General features: G+C 65.4%; 18 protein-coding genes. 16 read left to right on the top strand and 2 right to left on the bottom strand.

The genetic code is table 11. The annotated features are described in order from the left end of the window. The first annotated feature begins 183 nt into the window (after positions 1-183). The 6 genes from KAY22_RS13465 to KAY22_RS13440 are packed head-to-tail and all read left to right on the top strand — an operon-like array spanning position 184 to position 6491. On the top strand, positions 184-1389 hold the full coding sequence (locus KAY22_RS13465) for an acyl-CoA dehydrogenase family protein (protein ID WP_296623969.1): 1206 nt from the start codon (positions 184-186) through the stop codon (positions 1387-1389). A gap of 27 nt (positions 1390-1416) precedes the next feature. Then, positions 1417-2232, top strand: coding sequence for an alpha/beta hydrolase (locus KAY22_RS13460; RefSeq protein WP_296623968.1), 816 nt, complete (start codon positions 1417-1419; stop codon positions 2230-2232). Beyond that, positions 2225-3004: a fumarylacetoacetate hydrolase family protein gene (locus tag KAY22_RS13455; protein ID WP_296623967.1), complete on the top strand. Its 780-nt coding sequence runs from the start codon at positions 2225-2227 to the stop codon at positions 3002-3004. Before KAY22_RS13460 ends, KAY22_RS13455 begins: the two co-directional genes overlap by 8 nt. A gap of 10 nt (positions 3005-3014) precedes the next feature. Further along, positions 3015-3953, top strand: coding sequence for an acetaldehyde dehydrogenase (acetylating) (locus KAY22_RS13450; protein WP_296623966.1), 939 nt, complete (start codon positions 3015-3017; stop codon positions 3951-3953). Between the two features lie 13 nt (positions 3954-3966). Next, positions 3967-5010: a 4-hydroxy-2-oxovalerate aldolase gene (dmpG, locus tag KAY22_RS13445; protein ID WP_296623965.1), complete on the top strand. Its 1044-nt coding sequence runs from the start codon at positions 3967-3969 to the stop codon at positions 5008-5010. Further along, positions 5007-6491, top strand: a complete 1485-nt coding sequence (locus tag KAY22_RS13440) for an FAD-dependent oxidoreductase (protein ID WP_296623964.1) — start codon at positions 5007-5009, stop codon at positions 6489-6491. The genes dmpG and KAY22_RS13440 overlap by 4 nt, the downstream gene beginning before the upstream one ends. A 7-nt stretch (positions 6492-6498) precedes the next feature. Here KAY22_RS13440 and KAY22_RS13435 read toward each other — a convergent pair whose 3' ends face one another. Further along, positions 6499-7581 (bottom strand): LuxR family transcriptional regulator, encoded by a 1083-nt coding sequence (locus KAY22_RS13435; RefSeq protein ID WP_296623963.1) that lies wholly within the window; start codon positions 7579-7581, stop codon positions 6499-6501. Positions 7582-7658: 77 nt separating this feature from the next. Between KAY22_RS13435 and cysD the strand changes: the two genes are divergently transcribed. Genes cysD through KAY22_RS13420 form a run of 3 tightly spaced genes read left to right on the top strand, consistent with a single transcriptional unit; the run spans position 7659 to position 11259 of the window. Further along, complete coding sequence (gene cysD / locus KAY22_RS13430) at positions 7659-8582, top strand: sulfate adenylyltransferase subunit CysD (RefSeq protein ID WP_296623962.1); 924 nt, start codon at positions 7659-7661, stop codon at positions 8580-8582. Beyond that, positions 8582-10504, top strand: a complete 1923-nt coding sequence (gene cysN / locus KAY22_RS13425) for a sulfate adenylyltransferase subunit CysN (RefSeq protein WP_296623961.1) — start codon at positions 8582-8584, stop codon at positions 10502-10504. The genes cysD and cysN overlap by 1 nt, the downstream gene beginning before the upstream one ends. Next, on the top strand, positions 10501-11259 hold the full coding sequence (locus KAY22_RS13420) for a 3'(2'),5'-bisphosphate nucleotidase CysQ (RefSeq protein WP_296623960.1): 759 nt from the start codon (positions 10501-10503) through the stop codon (positions 11257-11259). Before cysN ends, KAY22_RS13420 begins: the two co-directional genes overlap by 4 nt. Positions 11260-11301: 42 nt before the next feature. On the opposite strand, the gene KAY22_RS13415 is transcribed toward KAY22_RS13420, so the two are convergent. Beyond that, positions 11302-11916: a TetR/AcrR family transcriptional regulator gene (locus KAY22_RS13415; RefSeq protein ID WP_296623959.1), complete on the bottom strand. Its 615-nt coding sequence runs from the start codon at positions 11914-11916 to the stop codon at positions 11302-11304. Positions 11917-12055: 139 nt separating this feature from the next. Between KAY22_RS13415 and KAY22_RS13410 the strand changes: the two genes are divergently transcribed. The 7 genes from KAY22_RS13410 to KAY22_RS13380 all read left to right on the top strand — a co-directional run. After that, entirely contained in the window at positions 12056-13741 is a 1686-nt protein-coding gene (locus KAY22_RS13410; RefSeq protein WP_296623958.1) for an amidohydrolase family protein, read from the top strand. Then, the gene (locus KAY22_RS13405) at positions 13738-13956 is read left to right on the top strand and encodes a hypothetical protein (protein WP_296623957.1); all 219 of its coding nucleotides are present in this window, start codon (positions 13738-13740) and stop codon (positions 13954-13956) included. Before KAY22_RS13410 ends, KAY22_RS13405 begins: the two co-directional genes overlap by 4 nt. 11 nt (positions 13957-13967) lie before the next feature. Beyond that, entirely contained in the window at positions 13968-14204 is a 237-nt protein-coding gene (locus KAY22_RS13400) for a hypothetical protein (RefSeq protein WP_296623956.1), read from the top strand. Further along, a complete protein-coding gene (locus tag KAY22_RS13395) occupies positions 14201-15034 on the top strand; it encodes a Coq4 family protein (RefSeq protein WP_296623955.1) in 834 nt (277 codons plus the stop codon). Before KAY22_RS13400 ends, KAY22_RS13395 begins: the two co-directional genes overlap by 4 nt. A gap of 26 nt (positions 15035-15060) precedes the next feature. After that, positions 15061-15498, top strand: a complete 438-nt coding sequence (locus tag KAY22_RS13390) for a hypothetical protein (RefSeq protein WP_296623954.1) — start codon at positions 15061-15063, stop codon at positions 15496-15498. Between the two features lie 82 nt (positions 15499-15580). Continuing rightward, positions 15581-16291 carry a TetR/AcrR family transcriptional regulator gene (locus KAY22_RS13385; protein ID WP_296623953.1) on the top strand — a complete coding sequence of 237 codons (711 nt, stop codon included), beginning with the start codon at positions 15581-15583 and terminating at the stop codon, positions 16289-16291. 95 nt (positions 16292-16386) lie between these two features. Then, a partial coding sequence (locus KAY22_RS13380; protein ID WP_296623952.1) for a TonB-dependent receptor occupies positions 16387-18249 on the top strand: 1863 nt, incomplete at its 3' end.

The following is an 18249-nucleotide window of genomic DNA, read 5'->3' as shown; positions in this document are numbered from 1 at the left end:
CTACGTATATGGCGGGTGTCAACCCGCTCCTTCTGCCATATGCGTAACACGTGATCGCATGCTTTGCTAGATCGGCAATCGCAGAACTTGGCTCCAATAGTTGACGCTTTGCGTAGAAAACGATAGCTAGGATTACGAATCTGATGAACGATCGGATCCGGAGAGGCTGGTCAGGAAACGAACATGGCGACGATGCTTAAGAGTGAGGATGTCGCGATCCCGAGCGCGGAAGATCTGGTCGAGCGGGCGCGTGCAATGATTCCCGTGCTGCGTTCGCGCGCCAAGCAGGCGACGGCAGCCCACAAGATTCCCGACGAAACCATCGCCGAGATGAAGGCGGCGGGCTTCTTTCGCATCCTGCAGCCCAAGCGCTGGGGCGGCTATGAGATGCATCCCAACGTCTTCTTCTCGGTGTTGAAGGAGATCGCGCAGGGCTGCATGTCGACTGGCTGGGTCTATGGCGTGGTCGGTTGCCATCCTTATGAGCTTGCGCTGTTTTCCGACAAGGCGCAGGCCGAGGTCTGGGGTGAGGACACGAGCGTGCTGGTCTCGTCCTCCTATCAGCCGGTCGGCAAGGTCGAGCATGCCGAAGGCGGCTTCTATCTTTCGGGTCGCTGGGGCTTCTCGTCCGGATCGCAGCATTGCGACTGGGTGCTGCTCGGCTCGCTGGTCCCGCCCAAGAACGAGGGCGACGCCCCCGACATGCGTACCTTCCTGGTCCCCCGCAAGGATTACCGGATCGAGGAGACCTGGGATACGTTCGGTCTTCAGGGCACGGGCAGCCATGACGTGGTGATCGAGCGGGTCTTCATTCCCGACTATCGCACCCACCGCGCGGCGGACGGCTTCCTCTGCACCAATCCCGGTCAGAAGGAGAATAGCGCGCCGCTGTTCAGCCTGCCTTGGGCGCAGATCTTCGTGCGTTCGGTGTCCTCGGCCGCGCTGGGCGGCACGCGGGCGGCGATCGACGCGGCGATCAAGATCGCCAATGACCGCGTGTCCACCAACACCGGCAAGGCGTCGAAGACCGATCCCATCCTGATGGCGGCCATCGCCAAGGCGCACGCCCAATTGCTGGAAATGGAAGCGACGCTGGAAGCAAGCTTCGACAAGATGATGGCCAAGGCGGATCGCGGCGAGCCGCTCGAAATGTCCGAGCGCGCCCTCTACCGCTATCAGTCTTCGACGGTCGTCCGGCGCTGCGCCGATCTGGTGGACGAACTCATGCCGCTGCTGGGCGGCCGGGCAATCTACATGTCCAGCCCGATCATCCAGCCCTGGCTCGACATCAATGCGGCGCGGGCGCACGTGGCCAACGACCCCAATAATATGGCGGCGGACCTCGTGGGCACGCTGAACGGGCAGGCGCCGTCCTTCCTGTTCCTCTAATTTTTCCAATCGACTGGAGGGGTTTCAATGACAGTCGAGTTCGTCCGTACGGCCTATAAGGTCGGCGGAGACTATGAGATCAGCATGGCGGAGGCCGGTTCCGGCCCCGCTGTCGTGTTCCTGCACGGCAGCGGGCCGGGGGCCTCCGGTGCTTCCAACTTTCGCCTGAATGCGTCGGAATTCGTGGCCGCCGGCTATCGCGTGCTGCTGCCGGACCTGATCGGCTATGGCGCGTCGTCGAAGCCCGAAGGCATCGACTATACGCTGCAGCTGTTCACCGACACGGTGCACGACGCGCTGACGCAGGCGGGGGTGACCTCGGCGGTGTGCGTCGGCAATTCGCTCGGTGGCGGCATCGCGATGCAACTGGCGTTCGATCATCCCGGCTTCGTCGAGAAGCTGGTGATGATGGCGCCGGGTTGCATCGAGGAACTGCCCGTCTATTTCGCCATGCCCGGTATCGCCAAGATGAAGTCGAGCTTCGGCAGCCCCGAGTTTTCGCTGGAAGATCAGCGGGCGCTGATCACAAATCTGGTCTATGACGCCTCGGTCGTCAGCGACCAGCTCGTCGCCGAACGCTATGCGGTGGCGAAGACGCAGTCGAAGGATGTCCTCGCCCGCATGCGCACGCCCAATCTGGCGCCGCGTCTGGGCGAACTGACAATGCCGATCCTCGGCTTTTGGGGTCTGCAGGACGATTTCTGTCCGGCCTCGGGCGCGCAGCGCTTCCTCGAAGCCTGTCCGAACGCCCGCTTCATGACCTTCAATGGTGTGGGCCACTGGGTTCAGGTCGAGCGCGCCGCAGAGTTCAATCGCTACACGCTGGCTTTCCTCCATGGCTGACACCGCAGACTGGGCCGAAAGGCTCTACCGCGCGCTGCGGGACGGCACCACGCTCGCACCGATCAGCGGGCAGGATCCGAGCCTGACGATAGACGATGCCTATGCGATCTCGCTCGGCATCCTCGAACGCCGCCAGGCCGACGGCGAGCGCGTTGTCGGCAAGAAGATCGGCGTCACCTCGAAGCCCGTGCAGGACATGCTGGGCGTCCACCAGCCCGATTTCGGATTCCTCACCGACCGGATGTGGATCGACGGCGAAACGATCGACATCGCCGCGACCGGCCTGATCCAGCCGCGCGCGGAGGCGGAAATTGCCTTCATCCTGCGGGAGCCGCTAAAAGGGCCAGGGGTGACCGCCGAACAGGTGATTGCGGCGACCGAGAGCATCGCGCCTTGTTTCGAGATCGTCGACAGCCGCATCGCCGAATGGAAGATCGGGATCGTCGACACGGTCGCCGACAATGCGTCCTGCGGCGTGTTCGTGCTGGGCGAGGCCCGCGCCGATCCCCGCGCGCACGACCTCCCCGCGCTGCACGTCACCGTCACCAAGAATGGCGAACCGCTGTCCGAGGGCTATGGCTCGGCGGTGCAGGGCTCTCCCGCCGAAGCGGTGGCGTGGCTCGCCAACACGCTCGGCGCGCACGGCGTCACCCTCGATGCGGGCGATGTGATCCTGTCGGGATCTCTCGTGCCGCTGGCGCCCGCCAAGGCCGGCGACGTCTTTGAGATGGAATTGCACGGCATCGGGCGCTGCGCCGCCCGCTTCGTCTAAGGAACAAGTTATGGCACGTCTCAAGGCGGCAATCATCGGCTCGGGAAATATCGGCACCGACCTGATGATGAAGATGATCAAATATCCGCAGAATATGGAGCTGGCAGCGGTCGTCGGCATCGACGCGGCATCCGAGGGGCTCGCCATGGCGCGCGAGCATGGCATCGCGACCACGCATGAAGGCCTCGACGGTCTGCGTAAGCTGCCTTGTTACCCAGAGATCGGCATCGTTTTCGACGCGACCTCGGCTTATGCCCACAAGGTTCATGATGAGGCGCTGCGCGCCGACGGCAAGCAGGTCGTCGACCTGACCCCGGCCGCGATCGGCCCGTTCACCGTGCCGCCGGTCAATATGGAAGCGCATCTCGACCAGCCCAACGTCAACATGGTCACCTGCGGCGGCCAGGCGACGATCCCGATGGTCGCTGCCGTCAGTCAGGTCGCGAAGGTCCATTATGCCGAGATCGTCGCGTCGGTCTCGTCGCGCTCGGCTGGCCCCGGCACCCGCGCCAATATCGACGAGTTCACGCGGACCACGGCGCGCGCGATCGAGGCGGTCGGCGGCGCCACGCAGGGCAAGGCGATCATCATCCTCAACCCGGCCGAACCACCGATGATCATGCGCGACACGGTCTTCACCCTGTCCGAAGGCGCGGATGAAGAGACGATCCGCGCCTCGGTCGAAAAGATGGTGGCCGAGGTGCAGAAATATGTGCCCGGCTATCGCCTCAAGCAGCAGGTGCAGTTCGAGCGCTTTGGCGACAACAACAAGCTCCGCATCCCCGGACGCGGCGAGTTCACCGGCATCAAGACATCGATCTTCCTCGAGGTCGAGGGCGCCGGCGACTATCTGCCCAGCTATTCGGGCAATCTGGACATCATGACCGCTGCCGCGAAGGCGACGGGCGAGCTTCTCGCGAAGCGCCGCCTGGCCGCGATGGCCGCCTGAGAGGAGACGCGAGATGGCGGGATTCGACGTAGAGGCGGGCAACAAGCTCTACATCCAGGACGTGACGCTGCGCGATGGCATGCACGCGATCCGGCATATGTACGGGATCGACCATGTCCGCGCGATCGCCAAGGCGCTCGACGCGGCCGGCGTCGACGCGATCGAGGTCGCCCATGGCGACGGTCTGTCGGGCGCCAGCTTCAACTACGGCTTCGGCGCGCACACCGACTGGGAATGGCTAGAGGCCGTTGCCGACGTTCTGGAGAAGTCGGTGCTCACCACGCTGATCCTTCCGGGGGTCGGCACGGTCGAGGAACTGAGGCGCGCCTATGATCTGGGCGTGCGCTCCGTCCGCGTGGCGACGCACTGCACCGAAGCCGACGTGTCGAAGCAGCATATCGGCATCGCCCGCGACCTCGGCATGGACGTGTCGGGCTTCCTCATGATGAGCCACATGATCGAGCCGGAGGCGCTGGCGCAGCAGGCGCTGCTGATGGAGAGCTATGGCGCACAATGCGTCTATGTCACCGACAGCGGCGGCGCGCTCGACATGGACGGCATCCGCGCGCGCTTCCAGGCCTATGACCGGGTGCTCAAGCCCGAGACGGAGCGCGGCATGCACGCGCATCATAATCTCTCGCTGGGCGTCGCCAATTCGATCGTCGCCGCACAGGAAGGCGCGGTCCGCATCGACGCCAGCCTGGCCGGCATGGGCGCGGGCGCGGGCAATGCGCCGCTCGAAGTCTTCGTCGCCGCGGTCGACCGCAAGGGCTGGAACCATGGCTGCGACGTCATGGCGCTGATGGACGCGGCGGAGGATCTGGTCCGTCCGCTGCAGGACCGTCCGGTGCGGGTCGATCGCGAGACGCTCGCGCTCGGCTACGCCGGGGTCTATTCCTCCTTCCTGCGCCATGCGGAGAAGGCGGCAGAGACCTATGGCCTCGACACGCGCACGATCCTCGTCGAACTCGGCCGCAGGCGGATGGTCGGCGGCCAGGAAGACATGATCGTCGACGTCGCGCTCGACATGCTCAAGGAAAGAGAGACCGCGCAATGACCAGCCCCTCGCTCCATCGGCCGCTTGGCGTGGGCGAGGTCGCCCGCTGGGACATCGAAACCGACGTCGCCGTCATCGGCTTCGGCGCGTCGGGCGCCTGCGCGGCGCTCGAAGCCGCGCGCGGCGGTGCGTCGGTCACGCTGTTCGAGATGGGATCGGGCAGCGGCGGCGCTTCGGCGCTGTCGGGCGGGGAAATCTACATCGGTGGCGGCTCGGACGTGCAGCAGGCTGCCGGTTTCGAGGACAGCCCGGAGGCGCTCGCAGCCTATCTCAAAATGGCGGGCGGGCCCGATGCGGACCACGCGAAATGCGATCTCTACGCGTCCGAAAGCCTGTCGCACTATGACTGGCTGAAGGCGCAGGGCGTGCCGTACAAGGGCACCTTCGTTCCCGGCAAGATCATCGAGCCGGCGACCGACGACACGCTGATCTGGTCGGGCAGCGAGGAGGCATGGCCCTTCTCCGAGCAGGCGCAGCCCGCACCACGCGGCCATGTCATCCAGTTCGAGGGCTGGGGCGGGGGGCGCAAGCTCGTCGACATACTGGAACGCAACGTGCGCGAGGCCGGGGTCGAAGTGCGCGTCGACGCGCGGGTCGTGTCGCTGATCGCCGATGGCCCCGCGATCGTCGGGCTGGTCGTGCGGATCGACAACAAGGACCATTATGTCCGCGCGAGCGCCACCGTGATCTGCACGGGCGGCTTCTGCATGAACCAGGACATGCTCCGCCGCTATGCGCCCGAGGCGATCAAGCTCGCCAACCCGATTGGCGAGAATGACAATGGCTCGGGCATATTGATGGGCATGGGCGCCGGCGGCGACGCGATCCACATGGACGAGTTCTTCACCACCTGTCCTTGGATCATGCCCGAAAGCCTCGTGAAAGGCATCTTCGTCAACCGCAACGGCCAGCGGTTCATGAACGAGGATTGCTATCATGGCCGCGTCAGCCGCACGATGATCGACCAGCCCGGCGACCGCGTCTGGCTGCTGGTCGACAATGCGATCTTCGCGCGTCCGATCGAACTGGCCCGGATCGACATCGCGGCGGTCGGGGAGACCTGGGAAGAGGTCGAGGCCGAACTGGGGCTGCCGGCCGACACGCTGAGCGCCACGGTGCGTACCTTCAACCGCTATGCGGCGGAGGGGCATGACCCCGTCTGGCACAAGTCGGCCAAGTGGCTGAAGGTGCTCGACGAGCCGCCTTTCGCGGCGCTCGAACTCAACTTTGCGACCAGCTATTTCTCCTTCTTCACGCTCGGCGGGCTTTCCACCCTGCCGACCGGCGAAGTGCTCGATCGCGGTGGCGAGCCGGTACCCGGCCTGTTCGCGGCGGGACGCGCGACCTCCGGTCTGCCGCGTTGGGGGCATGGCTACAGCTCAGGCATGAGTCTGGCCGACTGCACCTTCTTCGGACGCAAGGCGGGGACGTCGGCAGCGGCATCGGCCAAGGCGTCGCAGCGGGTCGCCGAGCCGGCCTGACCATCGGTCAGGCGAGCAGCGCGACGCTTTCGAGAACGAGGCGGACGAGATCGGCCTGGCCGGTCGTCCCGGTCTTGGCATAGGCCCGCTTCGAATAGTTGCGCGCGGTTTCCAGCGTGAGGCCGAGCAAGAGCGCCGCATCGGCGATGGATTCCCCGCGCGACAGGGCGATGGCGAGGCGTGCTTCGCTGTCGGTCAGGCCGTGCAACGCCGACAGCAGCGCGGCGTGGCGGTCGTCGCGTTCGCGCGGCAGGCGGACGACTGCAACATAAGCGGGCATGGTCAGCGCGGTCAGCGGGCGGTCGGGCATCGGCAATGCGACCAGGCCGCGTTCGGCATCGTCCTCCAGTGGCACCACCTGCGGCTCGCCATGCGGCTGCGCGGTGAAGGTCTCGATCAGGCGCGCCAGTTTGCGCTCGGCCTCCGCCGTCCCCGCGACGATGCGCGCGCCGCCGGGCGACAATATCGGCCGGGCCTCGGGCGAACTGGCGATGACCGATCCCTCGGTGCCGAGGACGGCCCAGGCAAGCCCCGCGCGTTTCAGAACATCCTCGCCGACATTGGCGCGCATCCGTTCGCGCTCCAGCGTCGCGAAGTTGCGCAGCGCGATGGCGAGATGCGGCTCCAGCGCGGCGAGCACCGCCGCATCGGCGGCGACGAAATTGTCGCGCTCGCGCAGGAGGACCGCCCAGGCGCTGGCGCCGCCCGGTTCGGTCACCCGCATGAAGCGGCTGTGGTTGACGCCGATCTGCGACAGATATTCGTGCCGGAAGCGGTCATAGCGCGGGTCTGCCGGGTCGAGCAGTTCGTCGGGCGAATAGACCCGTCCCGGGCGCAGCCGCCCGTAGGGAATGGGATCGAGCCGGGCGAGCTCCTCCAGCTTCTGCGCCTCGGCGCGGATATTGCGCCCGGCATGGACCTCGGTCGCCTTGTACATCGGCGCCTGGCCCTGGGCGAAGATCAGCGAGACATAGTCGGCGCGGGTGCGGCGGCGGAGGCGTTCGAGGAAGGTCTGCCAGCGCGGCGTCTCGTGCATCCCCTCGTGCAGGGCGGTCAGCAATTCGGTTTCGTCGGTGCGCGTAAGAGCCATCAATCTCCCATATGGGAGCTTCGAGTCGGAGTCATCCCTGTAAGATGGCGGGGAACCACAAATGAGGAGGGTGCCGCATGGCTTCCAATCCGAAAACCCTGACCCATCTCGAACGTCTCGAGGCCGAATCGATCCACATCATCAGGGAAGTCGTCGCCGAGTGCGAGAAGCCGGTGATGCTCTATTCCGTGGGCAAGGATTCGGCGGTGATGCTGCACCTCGCCCGCAAGGCCTTCTATCCGTCGCCGCCGCCTTTCCCGCTGCTCCATGTCGACACGACCTGGAAGTTCAAGGCGATGTACGAGCTGCGCGACCGGATGGCGAAGGAGATCGGCATGGAGCTGCTCGTCTATCAGAACCCGGAGGCGGAAGAGCGCGGGATCAACCCGTTCGACCATGGCCCGCTCCACACCGACATGTGGAAGACCGAGGGGCTGAAGCAGGCGCTCGATCTCTATGGCTTCGATGCGGCCTTTGGCGGCGCGCGCCGCGACGAGGAGAAGAGCCGTGCCAAGGAGCGCGTCTTCAGCTTCCGCTCGGCCAACCATCGCTGGGACCCCAAGAACCAGCGTCCCGAGCTGTGGAACCTCTACAATGCGCGGAAGAACAAGGGCGAGAGCATCCGCGTCTTCCCGATCTCCAACTGGACCGAGCTCGACATCTGGCAATATATCCAGCTGAACGACATCCCCATCGTCCCGCTCTATTTCGCCGAGAAGCGCCCGACCTTCGAATGGGAAGGGCAGCTGTTCATGGCCGACGACGTCGAGCGCCTCGAAAAGGTGATGGGCAAGAAGCCCGAGATTACCGAACGCTCGATCCGCTTCCGGACCCTCGGCTGCTTCCCGCTCACGGGTGCGGTCGAGAGTGAGGCCAAGACGCTGTCCGAAGTGATCCAGGAAACGCTGCTGACGACGACGTCCGAACGCCAGGGGCGCGTGATCGACAAGGATGCCGGCGGCGCCGGCATGGAAAAGAAGAAGCAGGAGGGCTATTTCTGATGAGCACGCTCAACGCCACCTCCGGGGACAGCGTCTATCAGGTCGAATCCCTGATCGCCGAGGACATCGACGCCTATCTGAAGATCCACCAGCACAAGACGCTGCTGCGCTTCATCACCTGCGGTTCGGTCGACGACGGCAAGTCGACGCTGATCGGGCGCCTGCTCTACGACAGCAAGATGATCTTCGAGGATCAGCTCGCCGCGCTCGAGGCCGACAGCAAGCGCGTCGGCACGCAGGGGCAGGAGATTGACTTCGCGCTGCTTGTCGACGGTCTTGCCGCCGAGCGGGAACAGGGCATCACGATCGACGTCGCCTACCGCTTCTTCGGCACCGAGAAGCGCAAATTCATCGTCGCCGACACCCCCGGCCACGAACAATATACGCGTAACATGGTCACCGGCGCTTCGACCGCCGACCTCGCCGTCATCCTGATCGACGCGCGCAAGGGCGTGCTGACGCAGACGCGGCGGCACAGCTATCTCGCCCATCTGATCGGCATCCGCCACATTGTGCTGGCGGTGAACAAGATGGATCTGGTCGGCTACGACCAGAAGGTTTTCGACGACATCGTCGCCGACTATCGCGCCTTCGCCGACTCGATCGGCATCCGCGAGTTCGTCGCCATGCCGATCTCCGGCTTCAAGGGCGACAACATCACCGGCCCGTCGCCGAACACGCCTTGGTACACCGGCCCCGCGCTGATGGAGCATCTGGAGACCGTCGAGGTCGACCAGGTGTCCGATCAGGACAAGCCGTTCCGCATGGCGGTGCAATGGGTCAACCGCCCGAACCTCGACTTCCGCGGCTTCTCGGGCCTGATCGCGACCGGCACCGTCAAGCCCGGCGACAAGATCCGGGTGCTCCCCTCGGGCAAGACCTCGACCGTGGCGCGCGTCGTGACGCTCGACGGCGACCTCGATGCAGGCATCGCCGGCCAGTCCGTCACGATCACCATTGCGGACGAAATCGACTGTTCGCGCGGCGACGTCATCGCGGCCGCCGACAATCCCCCGCAGGCCGCCGACCAGTTCGAGGCCACGATCGTGTGGATGTCGGACGAGGAGATGCTGCCGGGCCGGCCTTATTGGCTCAAGCTCGGCGCGCAGACCGTATCGGCCAGTATCCAGGCGCCGAAATATCAGGTCAACGTGAACACGATGGAGCATCTGGCGGCGAAGACGCTGGAGCTCAACGCGATCGGCGTCGCCAATCTGTCGACCGACCGCAGCCTGGTGTTCGAGCCTTATAGCGAGAATCGCTCGCTCGGCGGCTTCATCCTGATCGACAAGATCACCAACGCGACGGTCGCAGCGGGCATGCTGCACTTCTCGCTTCGACGCGCGCAGAATGTCCACTGGCAGGCGACCGACATCTCGCGCGAACATCATGCCGCGATGAAGCATCAGAAGCCGGCGGTGCTGTGGTTCACCGGCCTGTCGGGTGCGGGCAAGTCGACCATCGCCAACATCGTCGAGAAGAAGCTGGCGCGGATGAACCGCCACACCTTCCTGCTCGACGGCGACAATGTGCGCCACGGCCTGAACAAGGACCTGGGCTTCACCGATGCCGACCGCGTGGAGAATATCCGCCGCGTGGGCGAGGTTGCCAAGCTGATGACCGACGCCGGGCTGATCGTGATCACCGCCTTCATCTCGCCCTTCCGGGCGGAGCGCGACATGGTGCGGTCGATGATGGCGCCGGGCGAGTTCATCGAAGTGCATATCGACACGCCGCTGTCCGATGCCGAATCACGCGACGTGAAGGGCCTCTATGCCAAGGCGCGGTCGGGCCAGCTGAAGAACTTCACTGGCATCGACAGCCCCTATGAGGCGCCGGAGGATCCGGAGATCCGCATCGACACCACATCGATGACCGCCGAGGAAGCGGCCGAGGAAATCATCCGCAGGCTGATCCCATGAGCGGCACGATGACCGACGCCGAACTCGCGGCGCACCTCGCCGAGGTTGCGGGCAAGCTTCTGCTCGAAGTGCGCGACAGCGGCATGTTCCCCGCCAAGGCGCTGGGCAAGGCGGGCGACCAGACCGCGAACCAGTTCCTCTGCCATGCCCTCAGGGCACAGCGTCCCGACGACGGGCTGCTGTCGGAAGAGGAAAAGGACAATGCCGATCGGCTCTCGCAGTCGCGGGTGTGGATCGTCGACCCGGTCGACGGTACCCGCGAATATGGCGAGGAGCGGGCCGACTGGGCGGTGCATGTCGGCCTGGCCATCGATGGCGTCGCCACGGTCGGCGCGGTTGCTCTGCCGGGGCTTGAGCTCGTGCTGCGCACCGACCGCCCGCAGCCGCTGCCGCCTGCCAACCAGCCGCTGCGGATGCTCGTCAGCCGCACGCGCCCCGCGCGCGAGGCGGTCGAGGTCGCCGAGCGGCTCGGCGCCGAACTGGTGGCGATGGGCTCGGCCGGTGCCAAGGCGATGGCGGTGGTGCGCGGCGAGGCCGATATCTACCTCCACACCGGCGGGCAATATGAGTGGGACAGCTGCGCACCGGTCGCAGTCGCGGCGGCCCATGGCCTGTTCTGCTCGCGGGTCGACGGATCGCCGCTGCGCTACAATCAGGAAGACGTCTACCTGCCCGACCTGATCATCTGCCGTCCCGAACTGGCCGAAGCCGTTTTGCGCGAGGCGCGGGCGGTGCAGGCGGGCGAGCCGGCCTGACGCCAATGGCGGCGACCGTCCGGACAGCCGGCGGTCGCCGTCCTATTGCTCTGAGCGGGTGGCGACCCCGTCGACGACGAGGCGCGTGACGCGCTCGACATAGTCGGCGGGCGGCGTCTCCAGGCTGAACAGCGCGCGGTAGAGCAATGTGCCCACCATCATGTCGAACAGCGCGTCGGGATCGCAGTCGCCCGCGATCAGGCCTGCTGCCTTTCCCTTGTCCACGATCGACGCCATCCGGGCCCGTGCACCGCGTTCGCTGTCATGCTGCAACTCCGCCTGGAGCGTCCGGTCGCCCTGGGTCGAGGCGATGACGCCGACCGCCGCGGCGCCGATGTCGGGCCGGCGGTAGCGCTCGAAGATCTGTCCCGCGAGCAGCGCGACCTGCGCCTCCAGACCGTCATGGTCGATCACGTCGGGAAAGGACTCGCCCCCGCCGGTCGCAATCTCGTTTGCCAGATGCGCCTTGGTCGGCCAGCGCCGGTAGATCATCGAGCGCGGGATCTCGGTCATCTGCGAGATACTGTCGAAGGCGAGCGCATGATAGCCGCCCTCGGCCAGCAGCGTTCGTGCCGCGTCGATGATCCGGCGGTCGATCTCCGCATCGCGCGGTCGCCCCCGGCTGCGGGTCGCGACCTTCTCGCTCGTCATGTCCATGGCGGCACGCTGCCACGCCCATGCCGGCCAAGTCCAGCACGCACCACCGACTCGCTTGCTTTATTCGGGACAGTATGTACCTTTTTTATCGAGAGCCGCCATCGATGCGCAAAGCACGAGCGGGACAGGAGGGAATGCCATGCTCGATCTCGTGATACGCAATGGCCTGGTCTGCGACGGCAGCGGCGCGCCGGCCTTCAGGGGCGATGTTGCGGTGCGCGGCGGCCGCATCGTGGCGATCGGTGAAATTCAGGGCGAGGCGCGCGAGACGGTCGATGCGGACGGCCGCGTCATCGCCCCGGGCTTCATCGACCCGCACACCCATTATGATGCGCAGCTGGTCTGGGACGGGCAGGCGCAACCCTCGCTCGAACATGGCGTAACCACGGTGATGCCGGGCAATTGCTCGCTGAGCCTCGCTCCGCTCAAGGCCGAACATCGCGAACTGCTCGGCGCGACCTTCCGCAAGATCGAGGAGATGCCGAAGAATGCCTTCGACGCCGGGTTGACCTGGTCGTGGGAAAGTTTCGCCGACTATCTCGCCGCGATCAAACCGCAGCTCGGCGTCAATGTCGCGCCGCTGGTCGGGCACAGCCTGTTGCGACTGTGGGTCATGGGCCTGGACGCACGCGAGCGCGCTGCGACCGACTCCGAGATCACGCAGATGCGGGCGCTGCTCTCCGATTGTCTCGATGCGGGTGCGGTCGGGATGAGCGGCTCCTGGGTCGACATCGATCATGAGAACCGGCCGGTCCCTGCGCGTATGGCCGAACCGGCCGAACTCGACGCCCTATGCGCGACGCTCGGCAAGAAGGGCGGCATCCTGCAGATGGTGCCCGAGTTCTGGGACGCCGACATGCTCTGCGCGCGGATCGACCTGCTCGCCGACCTGTCGCGCAGGCACGGCATCTCGACCACTTTCTCGCCGCTGTTCGACAGCAACGCCTCTCCCGAGCTGGTCGGCATAGCGCTTGATCGTATCCGGCTGCAGACCGCCCATGGCGCGCGCGTGGTGCCGCAGATGCAGACCCGGCCGATCGACCTGTCCTTCGATCTGGGCGCGCCGATGTCGACCTTCGCGACGCTGCCGGGCTGGTGGGCGATGACCCTGCTGCCGCATGACGAAAAGCTCGCCCTGCTGCGCGATCCGGAACGGCGCGGCGCGCTGGCGGCGGAGATGGACGACTTCTTCATGCCGATCGGCCTGCAGATCGATTTCGCCGACGCCTATGTGAAGAGGATGGGCACCCCCGATCCGGCGTTGATGGGCCGGCGTGTGGGCGACCTCGCCGAAGAACGCGGCTGCCATATCGCCGAGGTGATCATCGACATCGCGCTTGCCGACGATCTCGCCACCTCCTTCGGGCTGGACGCGATCGGCCATAATGATGACGCCAAGATTGCCGGGATGCTGGCGGACCCGATGATCGGCATCGGCGCGGGCGATGGCGGCGCGCATGTCACCAATTTCGCGACCTATGGCGACACCGGCTATCTGCTGGGCCACTATGTCCGCAGCCTGGGAGCGATGCCGCTCGAGACAGCGGTGCGCAAGCTGACCCATGACGTTGCGCAGGTCTGGGGCCTTCGCGGTCGCGGGCTGCTGCGGCCGGGCTATGCCGCCGATATCGTGCTGTTCGATCCCGAAGCGATCGATCGCGGCCCCGAAATCGCGGTCGAGGACCTGCCCGCGCCGGGCTTCCGCTACATCCGCCGCGCCAGCGGCATCGACCGGGTCTTCGTCAACGGCGTGCAGGCCTATAGCCGCGAAGCCGGCTATGCCCCGGCGCGCGCCGGCCAGATCACCGAAAGGCAAAGTGCATGAGCGTTTCGCTGCCCCCGCGCCGTCGCTTCATCCAGCCGCAGAGCGGCGACGACTGGCCGAGCATCGCCGCGCGGGTGATGCCGGACACACCGGTCGAGGCGGCGATCGAGCAGCTCAAGAGCTGGAACCTGTTCCTGGTCTTCCGTCCGGCCAGCGTGATCACGCCGTCGGACATATTGTTCATCGAGCCGCCGCAGGCACCTGCCGGGGCGTGAGCGACGGGGCGATGATCGAGGCGCTGTGCCTGACCCCGACCCATGACGGGGAGGCGGCACTGGTGATCACCCTGCGCTTCGCCAATGGCGGGCGATCGAAGGTGCAGATCGATGCGGACGGCATGCGCCGGGTGATGGCGCGCGCCGGGGTCGGCAACGCCGCCGACCTGATTGGACGAAGCTGGGCGGTGCTGGACGTGGAACAGCCCATCTTCATGACCGGAATGAACCGAGAGGACAGCCGATGAACGAGCAGACCAATCTCGCGGCCGACGAAGCCGCCTATCTGATGGGCGGCGCCGAACCGGTGACGTCGAGCGTGCTGATCAGCAATTCCAAATATCTGAACAGCCCGCTGTTTCGCGACGTCTATGCGCAGATGGGGCTGAAGCGCGACGGCCACGACCTGCCCGATGCCTATCTGATCCCGACCCTGTCGCGCGCGATGGGCGAGGTGGTCGATCCGGTGCGGACGATGGAACTGCTCGCGGCCGAGAAGGCGCGGCTGCCCGAGTTCGCGGCCTGGCTCGACGAGCGTTTCGTCTCCGATTTCACCGCCGAGCAGACCGCGCATTGCGCGCCCGGCACGCTGGGCGCGCGCATCCATGCCTTCATCGCCCAGAGCGGCTATCAGATCGACTTCCTGTTCAAGGATGCCCCGCGCAACGATTATGAGTTCCTGCTCAAGCGGCGCGCGCAGAACCATGACATCGAGCATATGGTTACGGGCCTCTGCCCGAGCCAGGTCGGCGAGATCGCGCTGATCGTCGCCAACACGGTCGCCAACGCCAATTATTTCTCGACCGACTTCGCGCACGAGTTGAACCTCTACGGCACGGTGCTGATGTCGACCTCGCTCAGCCGCGCGGGCCTTCACTATCCGAAGGCGCTGCCGTCGCTGCTCGAGGGCTTCGCGCGCGGCTATGCACTGGGTGCCAAGCAGAAGAAGCCCTTGTTCATGGTCCGCTGGGAGGACCATCTCGACCGGCAGATAGACGATATCCGGGCCGAGTTCGGTTTCGAGGACGGTCCCGAGCCCGGCTATTGGGACTGGATCTTCAAGGTGTTCAAAGGCTGACGTCCGCACGAGGGGAGAGGAAAGACATGACGACGACCACCGCGCTGAAGGGCCCCGAGGGGCTGTGCCGCAGCTATGGGCAGGCGATGCTCGACAAGGATGGACGCGCCATCGCCGGCCATTATCTGTTTCCCTATATCTCCTTCACGCTGGGCCATGTGCACAGCTTCGATGACCGCGCGACGGCCGACGCCGCCTGCACCGATCAGGTCGCTCGCTTCGGCCGGTCGGGAGTCGGCACCGATATTCGCCTGATCGATTACAAGATCGTGCCGGTGTCCGAAGACGCTGCCCTCTGCCACCTGACCTGGGAGGTCTATCCGGTGAACGGTACGCCCGGCTGGTCCTGGACGAACGTCTATGGCTATCGCCGCAAGGGCGACGAGGAAGGCTTCGAGTTCAACGTGTCGGACAACGAGATCGGCGAGGTGCTCAAGCGCTTTCCCGACTTCTACAGTCTCTGACAATATTGCGGCGCGCGGCCCGGTGCACGCCGGGCCGCTTGCCGAGCGTCCGGGCCATGGCTACGCAAGGCCGATGCCCCGCATGAGCAGCACCTCCATCGACGAAGTACAGGCTTCACTGCCCAAACGACTTACCTCCAAGGGGCTCAGGACGCGATCGGCGATCTTGGACGCGGCCGAGCGGCAATTTTCCGAACGCGGTTTCGAGGGCGTATCGCTGCGCCAGATCATGGACGAGGCCGGCGTCAAGATGGGCCAGCTCCAGCATTATTTCCCGACCAAGGAAGACGTCTTCGTCGGCGTTCTCGACCGGCGCCTGTCCCAGGTCACGGCGGACTATGTCGCGGCAGTGGACGACATGGAGAGCCATGTGGAAGCCGGACAAGCCGATCTCCGGCTCGTCATCCGCGCCGTGATGTCGGTTTCGCGCGCCTGGCTCTCGGCAGAGGATGCCGGCCTTCACCGCTATCTGCGCATGCTGGCGCTCAGCACGATGAGCTTCGACCAGCCCGATTATGTGCGCAGCCACGGTCTGTCCTTTCAGCCGCTCAACGAACGCATCATTCGTCAGCTGGCGCGTCTCTACCCTCAGGCCAGCCCCGAGCGGACGCGGGCGGCCTATCATCTGATCGAGGCGAATCTGCTGTCGGTCTACGCCAATGTCGACTCCCTGCTCGCGCGGTCGCGCATCGCGCGCTCGCCCGCCGCGATCGGCAATCTCTACGATCATCTCGAGGATTTTCTTGTCGGCGGCATCGACGCGGTCCTGCGTCAGGGTGACCTGCCGAACTAGCTCTTTGCACAGCTGACGCCTTTCCCAGAAATGGTGCAAATGCACCATAGATGAAGCCGAGCCGCCGGAAGCGGTCGCAAAGTGGGAGAGCGAGCATGAGGGGATCCAAGAGTTTTGCGCGCGCGGCGCTGGTCGGAACGGCTCTTGCGGGCTGGTCTTCGATCGCGATGGCGCAGTCGCCCGCGGCGGCGGACGAAGCAGTTACGTCCGGTGTCGAGGACATCGTCGTGACCGCGCAGAAGCGGTCCGAGAACATCCAGAGGGTTCCGATCGCGGTGACTTCCGTCAGCGGCATCGCGCTCGAGCGGGCGCAGGTGCGCGACGTGCAGGGCCTCGCCAACACGATTCCCAACGTCCAGATCAACAGCTTCTCCAACTCGCCGGACTCGGCCGTGTTCACGATCCGCGGCGTCGGCGTGAACGATGCCGATCCCTATGTCGGCACGACCGTGTCGGTGGTCGTCGACGGCGTGCCGGTCGGCGTGAACACCGCCGCGCTGCTGTCGCTGTTCGATGTCGAGCGGGTCGAGGTGCTGCGCGGGCCGCAGGGTACGCTGTTCGGCGCCAACACCACCGGCGGCGTCGTCAACGTCATCACCAAGCAGCCGACCGGCGAGTTCGGCGGCGAAGCGCAGATCGTTTACGGCAATTACAACCGGATCGACCTGAACGCGGCGATCAACTTCCCGATCAGCGACGCGCTCGCCGGCAAGGTAAGCGTGCTGCACACCGGCTCGGACGGCTTCTTCCGCGCCTATGGCGACAATCGCCGCCTCGGCAAGCGCGACATGACATCGGTCCGTCCCTATCTGAAATATACGGGCGATGGCTATAATGCGACGCTCATCGGCCAATATGACCGCAGTCGCAACGGATCGCAGACCGGCGTCATCATCGCCGGGCCGGGCGAGCTTTTCTACGCGCCGGGCGAGACCGACCAGGGCATCAATTTCCGCCGTGGTCAGAGCCTCGACCAGCCGGACTATAACAACCGCGACAGCTATGCGGTGACGCTGACGCAGAATATCGAAACCGGTATCGGCGAGCTCGTCGCGATCAGCAGCTATCGTGAATATGACAACGACCTCTACAGCGACGACGACGCGCAGACGGCCATCCTGCTGCAGACCCGCCGCCAGACCAAGCAGCACCAGCTGTCGCAGGAACTGCGCCTGCACAGCGACATCAACGACCGCATCAAACTGGTCGCCGGTGCCTTCTACTTCAGCCAGAAATACCGGCTCCTGCAGGGCGGCAAGCTCGACGGCTTCCTGCGCGGCCTCGGCCAGCCGCAGACCCAGCGGCAGAAGAACTGGTCGATCTCCGGCTTCGCGCAGCTTTATGTGCAGCTGAACGATACGGTCCGTCTGCAGGGCGGCATCCGCGTCAGCCATGAGAAGACGACCGCGACCTCGACCACCGCAAACAGTTTCACGACGACGCCCGGCGGCCTGTCGAGCTTCAACGATCCGCTGATCCCCGGTTCGCTGACATCGGCGAGCGGCGCCAAGTCGTGGGACGATGTCGGCTACAAGATCGGCGTCGACTGGCAGGCGGCTCCGACGGTGCTGCTCTATGGCTATCACGCGCGCGGCTTCAAGTCGGGCGGCTTCACCGGCCGCATCGCAGTGGCGCAGGACATCGGCCCGTTCGACCCGGAACATCTCGACACCTATGAGGTCGGCGCCAAGGCGGATCTGTTCGACCGGCACCTGCGCCTGAACCTCGCGCTGTTCTACAACGATTATAAGAACATGCAGGTCACGCAGAACCTGACCTATCTCGACGGTCGCAACTCGGCATCGATCCGCAACGCGGGCGGCGCCAAGACCAAAGGCGTCGAACTGGAAGCGACACTCGTCCCGGTAGAGGGCATCACCCTCAACGGCTCGGTCGCCTATCTGGATGCCTATTACACCAAGTACGACACCTTCGTGCTCGATGCTGCGGGGCAGACG

It is taken from the genome of Rhizorhabdus sp. (genome assembly GCF_018006725.1).
Lineage (GTDB): Bacteria > Pseudomonadota > Alphaproteobacteria > Sphingomonadales > Sphingomonadaceae > Rhizorhabdus.
This window is presented reverse-complemented; position numbering and strand designations above follow the sequence as displayed.